18 protein-coding genes and 2 pseudogenes are annotated in these 17008 nt (G+C 45.7%); 15 read left to right on the forward strand and 5 right to left on the reverse strand.

Annotated features, from left to right (window positions below):
• The first annotated feature begins 170 nt into the window (after positions 1–170).
• The 6 genes from AC0YOB_RS25270 (at position 171) to AC0YOB_RS25295 (ending at position 3173) form a co-directional block, all read left to right on the forward strand.
• On the forward strand, positions 171–422 hold the full coding sequence (locus AC0YOB_RS25270) for a spore gernimation protein GerQ (protein ID WP_475795116.1): 252 nt from the start codon (positions 171–173) through the stop codon (positions 420–422).
• A 40-nt stretch (positions 423–462) separates the two neighbouring features.
• Positions 463–843: a spore coat protein gene (locus AC0YOB_RS25275; RefSeq protein ID WP_475795169.1), complete on the forward strand. Its 381-nt coding sequence runs from the start codon at positions 463–465 to the stop codon at positions 841–843.
• Positions 840–1976, forward strand: a complete 1137-nt coding sequence (locus AC0YOB_RS25280) for a zinc-dependent alcohol dehydrogenase (protein ID WP_475795117.1) — start codon at positions 840–842, stop codon at positions 1974–1976. Before AC0YOB_RS25275 ends, AC0YOB_RS25280 begins: the two co-directional genes overlap by 4 nt.
• 27 nt (positions 1977–2003) lie before the next feature.
• Positions 2004–2210 (forward strand): hypothetical protein, encoded by a 207-nt coding sequence (locus tag AC0YOB_RS25285; protein ID WP_475772867.1) that lies wholly within the window; start codon positions 2004–2006, stop codon positions 2208–2210.
• Positions 2207–2506: a spore coat protein gene (locus AC0YOB_RS25290; protein WP_475795118.1), complete on the forward strand. Its 300-nt coding sequence runs from the start codon at positions 2207–2209 to the stop codon at positions 2504–2506. Before AC0YOB_RS25285 ends, AC0YOB_RS25290 begins: the two co-directional genes overlap by 4 nt.
• A 226-nt stretch (positions 2507–2732) precedes the next feature.
• Positions 2733–3173 carry a GyrI-like domain-containing protein gene (locus AC0YOB_RS25295; RefSeq protein ID WP_475795119.1) on the forward strand — a complete coding sequence of 147 codons (441 nt, stop codon included), beginning with the start codon at positions 2733–2735 and terminating at the stop codon, positions 3171–3173.
• A 109-nt stretch (positions 3174–3282) separates the two neighbouring features.
• Here the strand turns inward: AC0YOB_RS25295 and AC0YOB_RS25300 are convergent, their stop codons facing one another.
• On the reverse strand, positions 3283–3489 hold the full coding sequence (locus AC0YOB_RS25300; protein WP_475795170.1) for a DUF3888 domain-containing protein: 207 nt from the start codon (positions 3487–3489) through the stop codon (positions 3283–3285).
• Positions 3490–4590: 1101 nt separating this feature from the next.
• On the opposite strand from AC0YOB_RS25300, the gene AC0YOB_RS25305 reads away from it, so the two are divergent.
• From AC0YOB_RS25305 to AC0YOB_RS25325, 5 genes are all read left to right on the forward strand, one after another.
• Positions 4591–6312, forward strand: a complete 1722-nt coding sequence (locus AC0YOB_RS25305) for a spore germination protein (RefSeq protein ID WP_475795120.1) — start codon at positions 4591–4593, stop codon at positions 6310–6312.
• Between the two features lie 247 nt (positions 6313–6559).
• The gene (locus AC0YOB_RS25310; RefSeq protein WP_475795121.1) at positions 6560–7081 is read left to right on the forward strand and encodes a D-glycero-alpha-D-manno-heptose-1,7-bisphosphate 7-phosphatase; all 522 of its coding nucleotides are present in this window, start codon (positions 6560–6562) and stop codon (positions 7079–7081) included.
• Between the two features lie 530 nt (positions 7082–7611).
• Positions 7612–8571, forward strand: a complete 960-nt coding sequence (locus AC0YOB_RS25315; protein ID WP_475795122.1) for an AraC family transcriptional regulator — start codon at positions 7612–7614, stop codon at positions 8569–8571.
• Positions 8572–8919: 348 nt separating this feature from the next.
• Complete coding sequence (locus AC0YOB_RS25320; RefSeq protein ID WP_475795123.1) at positions 8920–9819, forward strand: SDR family oxidoreductase; 900 nt, start codon at positions 8920–8922, stop codon at positions 9817–9819.
• A 538-nt stretch (positions 9820–10357) separates the two neighbouring features.
• Complete coding sequence (locus tag AC0YOB_RS25325) at positions 10358–10759, forward strand: hypothetical protein (RefSeq protein ID WP_475795124.1); 402 nt, start codon at positions 10358–10360, stop codon at positions 10757–10759.
• Positions 10760–10851: 92 nt separating this feature from the next.
• Here the strand turns inward: AC0YOB_RS25325 and AC0YOB_RS25330 are convergent.
• Positions 10852–11013 (reverse strand): annotated as a pseudogene (locus AC0YOB_RS25330) (IS1380 family transposase); the annotation flags it as partial.
• 177 nt (positions 11014–11190) lie between these two features.
• Positions 11191–12228, reverse strand: coding sequence for an aldo/keto reductase (locus AC0YOB_RS25335; protein ID WP_475795125.1), 1038 nt, complete (start codon positions 12226–12228; stop codon positions 11191–11193).
• 221 nt (positions 12229–12449) lie between these two features.
• On the opposite strand from AC0YOB_RS25335, the gene AC0YOB_RS25340 reads away from it, so the two are divergent.
• From AC0YOB_RS25340 to AC0YOB_RS25350, 3 genes are all read left to right on the forward strand, one after another.
• Entirely contained in the window at positions 12450–13052 is a 603-nt protein-coding gene (locus AC0YOB_RS25340; protein ID WP_475795126.1) for a TetR/AcrR family transcriptional regulator, read from the forward strand.
• 394 nt (positions 13053–13446) lie between these two features.
• Positions 13447–13896 carry a hypothetical protein gene (locus AC0YOB_RS25345; RefSeq protein WP_475795127.1) on the forward strand — a complete coding sequence of 150 codons (450 nt, stop codon included), beginning with the start codon at positions 13447–13449 and terminating at the stop codon, positions 13894–13896.
• 368 nt (positions 13897–14264) lie between these two features.
• Entirely contained in the window at positions 14265–14789 is a 525-nt protein-coding gene (locus AC0YOB_RS25350; protein ID WP_475790719.1) for a YfiT family bacillithiol transferase, read from the forward strand.
• A gap of 457 nt (positions 14790–15246) precedes the next feature.
• Here the strand turns inward: AC0YOB_RS25350 and AC0YOB_RS25355 are convergent, their stop codons facing one another.
• Both AC0YOB_RS25355 and AC0YOB_RS25360 read right to left on the reverse strand, forming a co-directional pair.
• Positions 15247–15573: a TetR/AcrR family transcriptional regulator gene (locus AC0YOB_RS25355; RefSeq protein WP_475790710.1), complete on the reverse strand. Its 327-nt coding sequence runs from the start codon at positions 15571–15573 to the stop codon at positions 15247–15249.
• Between the two features lie 127 nt (positions 15574–15700).
• Positions 15701–15970 (reverse strand): annotated as a pseudogene (locus tag AC0YOB_RS25360) (helix-turn-helix transcriptional regulator); the annotation flags it as partial.
• Positions 15971–16605: 635 nt separating this feature from the next.
• Between AC0YOB_RS25360 and AC0YOB_RS25365 the strand changes: the two are divergent.
• Positions 16606–16968, forward strand: a complete 363-nt coding sequence (locus tag AC0YOB_RS25365; protein WP_475790711.1) for a GntR family transcriptional regulator — start codon at positions 16606–16608, stop codon at positions 16966–16968.
• The last annotated feature ends 40 nt before the right edge of the window (positions 16969–17008 follow it).

Raw genomic sequence — 17008 nt, forward strand, 5'->3', positions numbered from 1 at the left:
GGAGCTGGCATCAAACAAGGAAATTCACCACCTTAGCCATATTAATTGTCACTTTTAATATGCTACAAGCCTGGTTTGTTTATCCTCCGCTGGTCTGTTTAAGATTGAATAGGTTCAATTTCCGGAGGAAAAGATATCTCTGTTCAAATATTTTAGAAGAAGGTGGGTAAATGATCAACCAGCAGGAATCGTTAGCCGCCCATGAATCCCTTGAGGTTCATGAGGCACTCAATTTCAAAACTCTCTGTCTGGCCAAGTCCAAATTAATGCAGGGCCTGGTGTTCGACCAGGAGCTGAAAGATTTGATGCAGAAGGATGTACAGCAGAGCATGCAAGCCATTGCTGATCTGCAAGCTGTGTATACCAAAGCTCCCTTCCATGCCCCTGTCCCAGAATTCCGGCCGACTCCCATTTTGAATTGAGGTGACACTAATGACATTGAATCAGGCAGATCCGATTAAGATGGATTATGTTGATCCCGCTAACTCGCTGAATATGCCCGAAATGGCCGATATGACATTTGCCATGGACTTCCTTATCCGCGCTAAGGAGGGGGTTCGAAACACCGCCACAGCGTTGACCGAGGCTGTTTCACCCGATGTCAGGGCACTTTTGCGCACTCAGCTTCATCAAGGCATTGCGCTTCATCAGGAAATTACGGACCTAATGGTTCGCAAGAAATGGTTTCACCCCTATGAACTCAAGAAGCAATACCAATTGGATCAGCTGTCAGCTAATAATACGGTGGAAATCAGCAAGCTGAAGCTGTTTCCTGATGATACAACACGCAAAGGCATGTTCGATCGCACGCCGGACGAGCACATAGGAGGAAATAAGGCATGAAGGCAGTTACGTACCAAGGCATCAAGAATGTTGTCGTGAAGGAAGTCCCAGATCCGAAGATTCAGAAGGCGGATGACGCGATTATCAGACTGACGACCACAGCCATATGCGGTTCCGATTTGCACCTGATTCATGGAATGATTCCGAATCTGGAAGAGGATTATGTCATTGGACACGAGCCGATGGGTATCGTTGAAGAGGTCGGTCCCGGCGTGACCAATTTGAAAAAAGGCGACCGTGTGATCATCCCGTTCAACATCGCCTGTGGGGAATGCTTTTATTGCAAAAATCACTTGGAAAGCCAGTGTGACCAGTCGAATGAGCATGGGGATATGGGAGGGTATTTCGGATATTCCGGCACAACCGGCGGCTATCCGGGCGGACAAGCCGAGTATCTGCGTGTGCCATTTGCGAACTTTACGCATTTCAAAATTCCGGAAAACTGCGAGCATCCCGACGAGAAGCTGTGTCTCATCGCGGATGCCATGACAACGGCGTTCTGGAGCGTCGATAACGCCGGTGTGAAGGAAGGGGACACGGTCATTGTCATCGGCTGTGGGCCGGTTGGTCTATTGACGCAGAAGTTTGCCTGGTTCAAAGGGGCAAAGCGTGTAATAGCGGTGGATTACCTCGATTACCGTCTGCAGCACGCCAAACGGACGAACAAGGTAGAGATCGTCAACGCAGAGTCGGAGGAGAATATCGGCAACCACCTAAAGGAAATGACCAAGGGAGGTGCGGATATCGTGATCGACTGCTCGGGAATGAGCGGCAAGATGTCTCCGCTTGAATCCCTGGCAGCCGGCCTAAAATTGCAAGGCGGGGCGATGGGCGGTTTTGTTATTGCCTCGCAGGCCGTACGCAAAGGCGGCACGATTCAGGTAACAGGCGTGTACGGTGGGCGATACAATGCTTTCCCGTTGGGTGACATTTTCCAGCGGAACGTCAATATTCGTACAGGACAAGCGCCTGTCATTCACTATATGTCTTATATGTATGACCTGATCGATAAAGGCAAGATAGATCCAGGCGACGTTGTGACGCATGTCATCCCGTTAAGCGATGCCAAACGAGGCTATGACATTTTTGACACGAGACAAGACAATTGCATCAAAGTATTGCTCAAGCCGTAATTTTACGATATAGGAGGAATTCTAACGATGTATGCCCTGCATGAAACGCTCGAGGTTCACGAAATGGCCGCGTTCAAAACCATATGCTTGACCAAGGCCAAGACGATGCAAGGATTAATTTCGGATGCGGCTTTGAAGGATATTTTACAGCAGGATGTTGAGATCTCGACCCGCCAGCTGCAGGAGCTAGGGGCGATTCTCACGCAAGCTGCCGATCAGGAGGTGAAGGTATGAACACTCTTCTAGAGCATTTAACCGGTATGAACACCCTGACCGACCAGGTCATTGCGATGGACTTTTTGATCAATGCGAAAAGCGGAGTGAGGAACTACGCAATGGCGGTAACGGAAGCCGGAACACCGGAAATCAAGGCGATACTCACGAAGCAATTGGAGGATGCCATTGATATCCATGAGCGAATCTTGACCTACATGCTGGAGCGTGAGTGGTACCATCCCTGGAACGTGCAGGAGCAATTGCGGTTTGACCTGCAGAATATTCAGACAGCTTTGAATACACCTACGCTGTAGTACGAGTTCACAGGCGCCTGATGTTCCTTTTCCGCAAACACAAATCATAGACCACCTTTCACGAAAACAGGGCGCAAGCCCTGTTTTGCTTGAAAACTGTTTCTTTTTCGTTGAAGTAACGGGCAAAATAACGCAGTATATCTTCTATACTAGAAGGAAAAAAGAAGCAGTATGAAGAAAGATATATGTAAGCGTTACCAAAATGGACGGAATGAGGATGATAATAATGGAACCAGTTATTATTAATCAAAGAAAAATGTTTACATTGTTCGGTTTTTCTAAAACTCATGATCAAAACAAGGTATACAGTGAAACAATTTTCGAGTTGCTGGATAAGGTTTGGAAGGAAGTGCGTAACAATGGACTCTCTCATACAGGAATTAACCACGTAGTTTATGATAATGGTCATAACATGTTTGCTGGAATAGAGTTGACCTCTCCGCCGAATGAAGATTCATTATTGGAAAAGAGGGATATTACTTTTCAAAAATATGCTTATTGTAAACACATCGGATCCTATAGTGAATTAGACAAAACTTATAAGAGCATGAAATCAACTGTAAAAGCTGTAGGAGAACACCTTGTCCTTCCGCTAATAGAGATATACGGACATTGGAATGAAGATGAATCAAAGCTCGAAACGGAGATTCTCCATACTCTCCAGTAAATTATTCTACATGTTTTCAATAGATGATTAAACTATCGGGTACTATAGCTCAATGCATATTACGGCAGCCGGTCATCAGATCAGCTGCCGTTGTCCGTTGACGGGCAGGTTAACTATGGGGGAAAAGTATACTGAAAGGTGGCGGTAACTTATGATCCTCAACGTGCTTGTAACTAATGGTCTTAACGTCTCCCTTTACACCGATAAGAAATTTAATCTCGTCGACACCTACGATTACGTGAGCACCGACAAATGGCATTACTACAGCGGTCAAAGAGTAGGTTGTTTTGTTCGCTGAAGCTGGATCACACGTTATTTTCGTACCAAAAAGGGAGGAAGATCATAGCTAGTTTAATAAGTTCAGTGATTCTTTCATTATTTCTACTGTCCGAACACGCAGAGTCCTTAAATATTCACAAGATAAGGAGTATCTCCATGAACATAGTATAGAAGCACGTAATATCCAAAAGATATCGGCTTATATCGAACTTGTAACTCTACACCTTATTTTTGCAGGAATTGTTGTTTATTTGTATATTATTGCTGATGATACTCTTAAATACGGCATTTTTGTATTTGGGGTTTTTGCGGCAGCGGTAGGTTTATGGCTAGTGGACAATGTCTTAAAATTATTTAATCTCAAATTATTGAAAGAAATGGGTTTAAGACGAAAGTATTGACTGTACCAATTTCCCCTCAAATGCTAAAGATCTGATAGTTGAATGATGGCCGCGGCTAACAGCCCATAGTTGCTCTTCAAGTTCAACTTTTAGGTGTTCATACAACACTGTTCGGAGTATTTTTTTAGCTTTTGAACGTTTTTCTGGATATGGATTTACTATCGGGTTAATCGGGCTTTTTTACAGGTATGTTCGGTTCATTCAGAGAACCCCAAAGGGCTCAAAAAGAGAGAGTTGATTGAGCTAACTGGGCACGGGGGAGTTCGTTTTGGATTATCAAGCAGAACATCTCTCTCGATGCTAATAAAAGCTCCTAGCATTGACGCAAATTATACCAGAATGGCTTACTTTATGGATGGCCATCTTTGCCTGAACAGCTTGCGGCTGCTGAAGATTAATGAGTTAGCGCCCGAGTTAAAAAAAGCATTTGCCTTAATCAGCAAATGTTTTTTTTACATTTACAGAGGCAATGGAGTAGGGGTTGGCTTTGCATATCTTTCTGCATAGTTTTGATCAATAAACGCAAGTGACGCCGTCTTTTCTTGTAGATCTCCGTTTGCAGCTTGGTGCAATTCGGTTGTTTTTACTGCTGCAGCCTGATTGACGAAACTGACCACCAGAATCAGGAGCGTGGTTACTCGTCCTCATACATAATTGGATGAAATACTTGGAAGCCTATTACGAAGAAGAATAAAGGAAAAGCAACTGTTCATTCAGGCTTGTGAGGAGGAATGGATATGTCCGTCTGGAGATCCATGATTAATAAATCCAAGCAAAAATCAAATCATATCCAGAGGTCTGATCAGTCACGAAGGAAAATAGAACCGCCCAACAAGATTATGGAGCAGCTGGGAGATGAGCCAACTCATCGGTCAATTGATGAAACAGTTCTTTTCTTGCAGGAATTGCTTAAGGACAGCGATGACTTCATTATCCGTGAATTTGATATTCACGGCCATTATCCGGCGGTTCTGTTCTATTACTTCAGTTTGACCGACAAAGCGCAAATCAATGAGGACGTGCTGCGGCCTTTGATGAGGATTGTGGAGACGCCAGAGGAGGAACGCAAAACCCCGAAACAGCTCTCAGAAATGATTAAGCGGCAGACACTGCCTTACAGTCCAATCAAGACGACCTCCAAGATGAGCGAACTGGTGAACGGCATATCGAGAGGATGGACGGTCCTCGCCATAGACGGTCTGGATGAAGTGCTCATTATGGGCTGCCAGGATTTTGGCAAGAGAGCGATTGAGCAGCCGCCGACCGAACAGGTGATTCAAGGCCCCCGTGAAGGCTTCATCGAACATCTGGCCGACAACCTGGGCTTGATCCGGTACCGGCTGATAACCCCTGATTTGAGGGTGAAGGTCATTACGCTTGGACGGATAACCAAAACCGATGTGGCGATTACCTATTTGGACGGGATTGCGAATCCGGAACTAGTTCAGGAAGTGGAAAAGCGATTATCCAATATCGATATCGACGGCATTATGGATGCCGGCTATTTGGAGCAGTTCATCGAAGACAATTATCTGTCTCCTTTTCCACAAGTGCAAAATACAGAGAAGCCGGATAAAGTCGTTGCCAATCTGCTGGAAGGCAGGGTCTCCATTCTGGTGGACGGAACACCCTTCGCGCTTATCGTGCCGGCGGTGTTCAACCAGTTCTACCAGGTAACCGAGGATTATACATCGCGTTTTCTGCAGGGCAGCTTCATCAGGGTGGTGCGTGTCATTGCCTTGATGTTCTCCCTGATTTTTCCGGCCTTGTACGTAGCCATCATCTCCTTTAATCCGGAACTGATCCCGACGGAGTTCGCCGTAGCCGTGGCGGGGGGGAGAGCAGGAGTGCCGTTCCCGTCTTTTTTTGAGGTGCTTATTGTCGAGGTGTCGATGGAGGTGCTGCGGGAAGCAACCGTTCGGCTGCCGCTGCAGGTCGGAGGCGCATTATCCATCGTAGGTGTGTTGGTCGTAGGTCAAGCGGCGGTTGCTGCCGGATTCGCAAGCCCGATTACCGTTGTCGTCATCGCGCTCACGACAATCGGATCGTTCGCGACGCCCGCCTATAATTCTGCTTTCGCGCTGCGTATGCTCCGCTTTCCGCTCATCCTCATGGCCGGTATGTTTGGTCTGTATGGAGTCGTGATCGGCTTGATCGTGATCGGGAATCATATGCTTTCCCTGAAGTCCTTTGGTATTCCGTATATGAGCCCGGCAGTTCCGGTTGATATGCAAGGCTTCAAGGATTTGGTTACGCGTGCTCCGATCTGGTCGATGAAGCTGAGGCCCGCGATGCTCCATTCTCCTGATCCGACCCGGGTAGGGGAGAACTCGCAGCCCAACCATGAACAGCAATCCAATGTGCTTGATCCGATGCAGAATACCGAATCGGAGGAAGGAGGGAATCAGGATGGAAACTCGTCAGGTAACCATGATTCAGGAGACGGCCGTTATCACTAGCACTTATTTGGATGCTGTAAATCCTACGTTATGGCTGGCGCACGGTGCCGGTTTCTTATCATTTGTTTCACCTTGTACACTCCCGTTAGATCCTTCGTATTTATCTTATATTACTGGGGTCTCCATAGGCTTATCCGTTTATATGGAGGTTTCTCAGGATTATGAGAATTAGAAAATTTCGAAAGGTATTAGGCATCAGAGCAGTTCATTTGCAGGAGATGTCCAAAACAAAATTGGAGCTGATTTGATGAAGGCCTTCATTCTGGATCGAGATGGTGTAATTAATAAAGCGGGAAATATTAATAGCAAAAAAGATTTTGTGCTACTTGCTGGCGTGACGGACGCCATCGCAGAATTGAATCAAAAGGGGTTCCAAGTGTTTGTGGCATCGAATCAAGGTGGAGTGGGGCTTGGATACATGACAAGGGAAGCATTGGAGGAAATCAATAATCACATGCTGACAGTTATCAAGGAGGGAGGGGGGACTATTCGCGAGATACGAACCTGTACACATAAGCCTCATGCTGGCTGCTCTTGCCGCAAACCGAAACCAGGGATGTTAAATGAGCTCATTATAAAATATGGGATCGACAGGTCTCAGTGTTTCATGGTAGGCGATAGGGAAACAGATATTCAAGCCGGGAAAAATGCTCATGTCCGGACCGTGTTTCTAGGCAACAATATACCTCATGGCGCGAAGCCAGACTATCATTTTGAAAGCTTACATTCAGCTGTGAGGACCTTGTGTGAACAAGCAGTAATTGAATAGCTGGGTATGACCGAAGGATTTTCCCGTTGTGGATGGGAGATGGTTTATTAGTTCATGGCATTGGTGACCTGCACAGTTACTTGTTTTAAAAGTAAGCGTCAAATAGCCTCCACCTTGAGATCAGATGGGAGCTGGAGTAGGCTTGGTGTTCAATGAAAATAAAGTATTAGACTGGAAATAAAGTATTAGACCGTGAAAAAAAGATGTAGACAGGCCGCTGCCGGTAGCTTTACGGGCAGAAGAGGTCAATGGAAAAATTCAAGATTAGACGAACTTCACATGATATCATTAGAGTACAGAGAGTACATCTATAAATGACCTCGTCCATAATTATTTACTACATGCCCACCATGTCGCCATCTCCAGGGAGCCGAAGCGAATAGTTACCAACGGACGAGGACTCAGATAATACAGAACCAACCCCTCCCCCCGAGGATGGTCGCGCAATACCAGACCCATTGGTCAGAACCTATCAGACTGGTCGGAATTATTGGATCCCCTCTAAATAAAAAGGAGTTGCTTTGGAAACGATGAAGATGTTAGATGAACATGCGGTTACAACTACGTCGAGTAACGCCGAGGGATCGCTTGATGCAGAAACGGCCCGTCTGGCACGCCTGATCCACACCTATACTCCACATGACGGCACCTTTAGCCAGCGCATCCCCGGTTTGCACGTCAGTCGCTATTCACGAGTAAACATTGACTACGTGAAAACCTTCGACTCACCCTCTCTATTAGTCGTTGCACAAGGGGAAAAGGTCGTCACGGTGGGGCAGGAGGTCTATCAGTTCGGCCGGTCGCATATGCTCATGTTCCCCGTTGCCCTACCGATCGCTGTGAAGACCACACATGCCAGCCATTCCGAACCATTCCTGAGTGTTAAGCTGAGCCTTGACCCGCAAAGGATTGCTGAGTTGGCACTGAAAGTGTATCCCCTGGGCCTGCCTGCCGTTCGTAATTGGAGCGCGGGTTACGTCATTAGCGCCGACTTGGGCATGGTCAAAGCTGTGACGAGGCTAGTGGAGTGTCTCTCCAATCCCGGCGACGCTGAATTGCTTGCCCCGCTCGTGGTGGATGAGATTTTGATACGAGTTCTGCGCAGCCCCATCGGCGTTCACGTCGCTGAAATGTGTTTTGCGGATTCGGACGTGCAGCGGGTTGTGAAGTCGATTGCTTGGCTCCGCGACAACTTCTCCCAGCAGATGAAGGTTACAGACTTGGCCGAGCTGGTACATATGAGCGAGTCCTCGTTTCACGAACATTTTAAGGCAGTCACTTCAATGAGCCCGCTGCAATACCAAAAAGCGCTGCGCCTTCATGAAGCGAGGCGTCTGATGGTTTCCAATTCCATGGATGCGAACACTGCTTGCGGGCTGGTGGGGTATGTGAGCACCTCTCAATTTAGCCGAGATTACAGCCGCTTTTTCGGAAGCCCGCCAAGGAGAGACGTCGCTAGATTGCGTCAACAAACGCAAATATTGGACTGATCAAATTGTATGGGATAGCAGGAAGTACTTCAGCCATTACTGACCGAGTTGCTTACAGCCCCTTACTTTTCCTTCGTAGCCCGCGGCCGTAAGGCTTGGCGGGCTGTCATTCTATCACGTGAAAACCAGCCATATCGGACGTTCATACATATAGATAAATCCATGAACTGTCAGAGGTCAGGGTGTCTTCCGGAGGATTAGGCAAGAAGTAACGAGGAACAGGCAAAGATCTGGATGAGACGCAGACTATAATGAGTTTAGCCTTGGGGCCGGCGGTGCTAATCGTTTATGCGCACCGCTGGTAGTTCAAGTAGATCTACTACTCAACAACTTAAGGAGGACTGCATTATGCGTATTTTTGTCACAGGAGCGACGGGCTTCATCGGTTCCGCCGTCGTCCGCGAACTCATCGATGCAGGGCATCAGGTAGTCGGCCTTGCCCGCTCAGACAAGGCTGCCGAGTCGCTGACGGAAGTCGGGGCCGAGGTGCACCGTGGTGCCCTCGACGACCTCGACAGCCTGCATAAGGGCGCTGCTGCAGCAGACGGCGTCATTCACCTGGGCTTCAAGACCGACTTCTCGGACTTCGCAGTCGCAGTCGCAGCCGACCTGCGCGCCGTCGAGACGTTAGGTGCGGCGCTTGAGGGCTCCGACAAGCCGTTCGTGTTCACCTCGGGAACATTGTTAGTCGCATGGTCGACCCCGCTGGGGCTTCTCGGGACGGAGGAGGTCGCGGTTGACGCCGCAGTGCCCCGGGGCGCAGCGGAGACCGCGGTGATCGCACTGGCAGAGCGTGGGGTGCGATCATCGGTCGTCCGTCTCGCACCGTCCGTGCACGGCCCGGGCGATCATGGCTTCGTCCCGATGCTGATCGACATTGCTCGCGACAAGGGCGTCTCCGCCTACATCGGCGACGGGTCCAACCGCTGGCCGGCCGTTCATCGCCTCGATGCGGCGCGCCTGTACCGTCTCGCCGTCGAATCCGCACTGGCTGGCTCACGGCTGCACGGGGTCGGCGAAGAAGGTGTGCCATTCCGTGACATCGCCGGCGTCATCGGTCGCCACCTTAACCTGCCAGTGGTCAGCATTTCCCGTGAAGAGGCAGAAGCCCACTTCGGCTTTCTCGGCACCTTCACGTCGTCCGACAACCCGATGTCGAGCGCACTGACCCAGGAACGCTTGGGATGGCGGCCAGTGCACCCCGCATTGATCCCGGATCTCGAACAGGGACACTACTTCAACAACTGAACCCATCGGCTCTATCTGTGTCGAAGCTGAAGGAAGTCCGCTGCTGGGCCTAGTTGTGTGATTGCGCTCATGGTATCTCATTACTCTAACGGATGACGTTCAATAAAAATGCAGCAGTCTAGGACTTTATTTTCTCGTCCATGGCTGCTGCTATTTCGTTTTTAGGGTCAGTCTAATACTTATTTTTCGGAGACTGACGTTTTTACAAATCGAAAAACAGCGCGGATTCAATACATCCAGTCTAATACTTTATTTCTCAAGACACTAGGCATTAAGGCTGCTGCATTCGGCACGTGATCGGCAACTATTTACAAAATATGGATGGTATCACCGTTTCAGTAAATATGGGATTCAAGATGAAGGAAGTAGCGCTTAAATTATTGAACTAACGGGTACGATAGCGTGGATTAGTGTGCTGCGGCAGGTGCTCCTTTTTCTTTTGAAGTAACGGGCAGAAGAGTGCGGAAGGAAGTCATTGTATCTTGTTGAAAAGATCTATGACAATTTTGTTATCTCGCACTTGAAAAGGGGGGTATAGATGATCACAATAATGGGTATTGGGAGGAAGATAATAGCGAGTATATTCAGCTCTTTAATCGTTGCTCTATTTATATTATTTTTTGCTTATGACTACCCCGAGGTATCCAACTTTATATTCATTTTTAGTTACTCTACGTTCTACTGCCTAATAATCGGTGCACCCTGCTCAATTGTTACTGATCTGGTTATTTACAAAATAAAGGGTGCGTTTTATTACTACATATTGTGTTTTGCTTTACATCTTATGTTTGCAGGAATTGTTGCGTATTTATTTACTCTGGCCGATGATACAGTGTCGGATGATGGCTTTATAATATACATGGTTTTTGCTATAGCGGCAGCCTTGTGGCTAGTTGATAATGTATTAAAAAATTTAAAGAATTTATTTAATATCAAATAGTTGAAAGAAGAAAAGGGAGCTTATGCTCAAAGACCTGAGCTGATAGTTGAATGATGGCCGCGGCGAACCAGTCCTTTGAGGGGGTTGGTTTTGAACTGGAAGTTCCCGGATTCCGTAACGGTGTCGTTATCGAACGCAACTGGCCGCAACTTCTTCAGGATCTTCTTGATTCGGCGACGCTCCCCGAGAATTTCAATTCTGCGTTCGCGACGTGTTTTTAAATCTGGCAAATGGTTCGATGGTAGAGGTAATATGGCAAGGACACTCCCTTTCGTGTTTGACGCGGCACTATAGAAATAAAGATGAACTGACGAAATTAAAAAACCAGTCAAAACACACTGAAATAAGTGCTAGACTGGTTTTATTGTTTTGGCAAAACGATATCACATTACATTGTTGAATCTTGGCCTCAGTGTAAGTGCTCTTCCACGTTATTCATTAAGCATTCTTCGTACCATAGCTTCACCATTGCTGGCTCGCCATTTGTAGGGGTAAAGCGGCTTCGGCATTGTAGTTTCATCAAGTATTTTTAACTCCTCTTCGTTGAGTAATAGTTTAGCTGCAGAAATGTTGTCTGATAATTGCTCTAACTTACTTACTCCAATGATAACGGAGGTCACATAAGACTTTGCCATAAGCCAAGCCATAGCAACCTGAGCAGGTGTTGCACCTTCATGAGCGGCTGATATTTCTTTCAGCTTATCTACAACCTTAAAGCCAACTTCTCGATCTATGGATAAAAAAGAAAGATAATCGAAAGAATCTAGTCGCCCGTTTTTCCCAGTGCAGTTCTCTCGGGTGTATTTCCCACTCAAGAACCCTCCAGCAAGCGGACTCCAGACCAGTAATCCTAAACCAGCATGTTGTAAAAAAGGCACAACCCCATACTCGATATCTCGACCCAAAAGAGAATAGTACATTTGTGCGGAGACAAATGGAGCATAATTGTACTGTCGCTGCAAGGCAAGGTAAGTAGCAGCCTGCCATTCCATTAGGTTGGAATATCCAACATAACGTACAAGTCCTCGTTGGACTAAGTTTTCCATTGCCCGCACTGTCTCCTCAATAGGGGTAAGCGGATCAGGGACATGGATTTGCAAAAGATCAATATAATCAGTGCCTAGACGTTTTAAGCTTGCTTCAGTAGATGCAATTATATTTCGATAGGACAACCCAGCGTCTGTGAGAACAGAACTTGTTCGAGAACCAAGTTTAGTCGCAAGTACCACATCTTTACGTCTTAACCCAAGGGCACGTCCTAAAAATTCTTCAGAGAGGCCATTCCCATAATTGTTTGATGTATCGAAAAAGTTAATACCTGAATCAAGGGCGTGAGAAACTAAAGTATGAGCTTTTTCTTGATCTACAGTATGGTTAAAACCGTGACTCGAACCCTCGCCAAACGTCATCGTGCCCAGAGTAAGCTTTGACACAACTAAACCTGTATTGCCTAAAGTTTTATACTTCATGGAACCGCTCTCCCTCCACATTGGATTAATTGGTATACAAGCATCTGGTGGATAACGAACTTTGTTGCTTAAAGTATACTCGTTTATTAAAATAGTAAATGAATGGCTACCTCATAAACAATAAGCAATAATTGTGGATTGATGAATAAGGAACAATTCTGTGAATTTGTGGGGTTTGAGAGTTAATTTAGAGGCATTATTGGAGATGGGGAGAAGTTATTATGGCAACGCCTCCGAACAATACGGACCGGCGCGTTCAGAAAACGCGGAACTTAATACGAAACGCCTCACTCGAAGTGATGAAGGAAAAAGGATTTATCGCGATGACTATTCAGGATATTACGGATCGGGCCAATATCAATCGCGGAACTTTTTATGCCCACTTTACGGATAAATATGAGTTATTACAGGAGCTCATAAGAGATAATTTTAAACGTCTGCTTGAAAACAAACTCCCTCCTGTATCCGAATGGAGTGGAAGCACTTTACATTTACTTATTCAGACTGTATTGGAGCATTACGAAGACGAATACCGTCAGTGTGAACCACAAGATGTTGTCGATCCTTTGATTGAACGAGCGACAAAAGAAGAACTATATGAACTTCTTCTAACATGGATAAAACAGGTGGTTAATCATGATCCTACAAATTTGATAGTACCTTTTGAAACGATTGCACGTGTCTTGAGTTGGTCAATATTAGGGGCAGCTTCACATTGGGTTCAAGATGCTGATAAGCTATCATCAGATCAGGTTGCAAATGAAGTGTTGCAAATAATCATGGAAGGGATTTCCAATCTCGTGCCTGGTGTATTAAAGGTGTAGGTTTTTATAATTTTATAACTTCACTGAATCGAAGCTTAATTAACGTCCGAAATCTTTATATAATTTCTCCGCTTATTTTCAGTTGAATTGGTTTTATTTGTACTTAATATTTGTAAATAAATTTGCATGTTTCGTCAGGATGAAATGCTTGATACATAAAGAAAAGGGCTCGATCTAACATTCTTACTTTCTGATTTCATGTTCAATACATAAGATAAGGAATGTGTTGAAACTGTCGTTACGCTAACGGATTACGATAACGTAATGCCTATGGTTGCCGCGCGGCAGCCATTAGCCCATCTAGTGGGCAGTAATGTATAACGACCAACAACTTCCGTTTAGTGTAAATTAAATCATAAGAATTGAATTGGAGGTGTATAGGGTGTTTAGGATATTGACAGTACTTGTGTTTGCTGTCGTCACTCTCATATCTGGCTGTAGCAACGATGAATCGGTCTTAACAAAGGAATGGAAGGAAACGGGAACGGTCGAGTTAACAACAACAAATGATGAGGGAAAACAAATCAAAGCTGACTGGCTTGGGGATGAAGGGCGAATTGCTATAAGTAATACTCCATTTGTTGCGGGGCAAACACAAAAATATATGTGGCTATTATGGGGAAACAAGGATGAGATTGTAAATAAGCCATTAAAAGTAATTGCCATAAGTGAAACGGGTGAGGAGCTAACTATAGTTGAACGCGTTTTAGGTGGAGAAAATTGGGGGGCAACTGCTGCATCGCCTTCAGGATTCAGTCTGCCAACGAAAGGACTATGGAAACTTAATGCTTTTGTTGGTGAAAAGCTACACGGAACATTAATTGTTAATGTTAATGAAGCCTGACATCAGCTAACGAGCAGTGTGCTGCCGCGGCAGCTGCTTCTTCCTGTCGCTAAGCTTAGCTACGGCGGATCCCTTTTTCATCTTCACAAAATAAGTGATTATGTACAGATTTCCACTGCTCGTCGTTAGGCTAACGGGTACGTTAGCTCAATAGCCGGTCATAGTGATGATTACGCTAACGGGTACGATAGCATAATAAAAAACCAATACGCGGTTGCCAGCAGCCGCGTATTGTAACAGATAGTACAGAGGTAGTGTGATTAACGTAGGCCTGCCTTTTTTGTCTTTATCTAAATGAACCGTAGAGTGGTTTGTAAATTAATACTCGTATTAATGATAAGGGGAGATTAGAATTGACAGAACTGAAAATGAAAGCCTTGAAATTTCCGATTGGTAAATTTGAATGGAGCGGTGTGGTTTCCAAGGAGCAACGTCTTCGCTGGATCGAAGAAATCGAAGTGTTGCCCTTGCAGATCCGTCAAGCGATCGAGGGGCTTGATGAGAAGCAACTGGATACACCATATCGGCCGCAGGGCTGGACTGTTCGACAAGTAGTGCATCATTTGGCTGACAGTCATTTGAATAGTCTGATTCGTTTCAAGCTTGCGTTGACTGAAGTTGGGCCGACTATTAAACCTTATGATGAAGCACGTTGGGCAGAGCTTGACGATAGCCGCTTAGCGGATATTTCTTTATCTTTAGGGCTGCTCGATCAGCTCCATGCGCGCTGGGGATTATTACTGTTGTCATTGCTGGACACACAGTGGGAGCGTACCTTTACTCATCCTGACTCTGGTATCATCCGATTAGATGTAAACCTTGGGATCTATGCCTGGCACGGACGTCATCATACAGCCCACATCTCCAATCTGAGAACAAGGATGGGCTGGTAGGCTGGATCAAAGAGTGAATCAGCTGCTGAATCAAGAAACTGTTACTGACCGGCTTTTGGGTCAAGGTGGGGACATAGCGAGAACTTGTTCAACTAACGGGTACGATAGCTCAATAAATAGTTGATGAAGCTGCCGGCAAGAACGGCAGCTTCACTACGTTAACGGGCAGTTATGCGGAAATGTTATAATCCGGACATTAGCAATTAGAAGGCAGGCGGGAGCGATTTGTCTTTCTCTACTAAGGTGTTCGTAATCTTAATACAAAAATAATACAACTTGAATAAGGTCCTGCGGTGATTCAATTTCCCGTTCGGTACCTTTCAATCTCTCAAAGCAACCGATTTATGTTTGAACGGACATGTGCATTGTCTTCGTAAAGTCTACTCAGCATGACTCAGCCCTCAATAACTGAGGTAATATAGATGGCTAATTCTTGCACCTCTAACTCTTCTTTAATCTAGCCTTGCTCGATACCCAACCGAAGAAGAGAACGGATTAATTCCAAAAAATCGCCCATCGCCATTTGCGCCTTTTCCTTTAATGCCGGATGGGCGTCATCACTTTCGATGGCTGTGTTTAGAACGGGACAGCCGCCTGCAATCGGGGGGTTGTCATAAGCATTTTGATAAACCGAAATGAAGGCAGCCAGCTTTTCAAAAGCCGTCTTTTTGTTAGCCATCGCATTCACGTAACAAGCCCTCAATACCGATGCAGCATGTTCAAACGCTTCTAGGGCAAGGTGATCCTTATTCTCAAAATGATTATTAATTCCGCCCTTTTGCATACCGGTGACACGGGTCAAATCCGTTACAGGCGGTAGTTACGGTCAATTACTCGTTCCCTAAAACATCCACTCTCTCCTGTAATCCTTCTACAACCTCTTTTGGTATTTCCCTGACCTTGATATCTCAACCTAAGAAAAGTAGCCAATTTGTTATTTCGGCCAATTCATCCGGATGATGAACATTGATGAAAGTTTTTAATATGGCCGTGGCTTGATAAGGATTCGTGTATGAAATTGTAATTTTTAATGGATGGTACTTTTTGAACGGGGCAATCGCCTTGGGACCAAGTTCGAGGACTAGGTTGATGGCTTCTTCGTGCTTGCCTAGTTGTTCTACAATTTTCTTTTTGCTTATTCTTTTTTTCTCAGGGTATGGTTTGACATCGGTGAGATTGTCGCTCGCAACGGCATGTTGCGGTCGCCAGTGTTCCAAGAATTCATTTTATAGCACAAATGTCTGCTGGAATTTCAGCAGACATTTGTGGAGGTTCAGTAAGAACTCACAAAAGAAACGTTAGGTTGCCGAGAATAAGGCAGCCTTTTTTCGTTAGAAGGACCAACTTATAATGTGAATAACTGCTAGGTGTCAAAATAATATTGAAGTCCGTATAAATTGCAAACTTTTTTGTAATGTAAGCAAGTTCTTGTCAACTTGCAATGACATGAACTTGGTTGGTTAGATGGTGCGCGGAGTGCTTTGGAAACTGTTACGCTTCGTGTAGAGCAGGGAAAAGCTGTTGCTTACCTAATGCTGTTAAAGCTTAATCATGACGAGTGTGTCGGACAAATTGATCGGCAGCCTCCTGTGTTGTTAACGGGTACATATTCTTAAATTCGACAAATCATGTCAAGCGACAAGAACCCAATTCCAACAGTTAACGGAGCCATACAGGATCGAGGTATAAAAAGAAAATCAGAACACCAAGAAGAAACAATTGACAATTTTGCTATGTTGGTATTATAGTATGTTACATGAATGACATACTATAATACTCCGAGAAAGAGATAGCATCGGAAGGTGATGAGGTGGATATGAATTTCGACAGCGGGCAACCCATCTTTCAACAAGTTGCCGAGATGATCGAGAACGATATTATTACGGGCTTGTACCAAGAAGAAGATCAGGTGATCTCGGTCAGTCAGATCGTGCGGACGTTCGAAGTGAATCCTGCAACGGTCGTTAAGGGAATTAATTTACTCGTCAACGAATTGATTCTGTACAAGAAGAGAGGGCTCGGCATGTTCGTGGCTAAAGGAGCGAAAGAGAAGATCATTCGCAAGCGAATCTCACGTTTCCGCGAAGACTTTCTGCTTAGACTGCTGGACGAGTCAGAGAAACTCGGTATGACCACGGACGAACTTATTGCCATGATTCGGCAAGAGCGAAAGGGATGAACTTGCTTTGACTACCATACTGGAATGTGTTGGATTAGCG

The sequence above is a fragment of the Paenibacillus sp. JT31N17 genome, assembly GCF_056269255.1.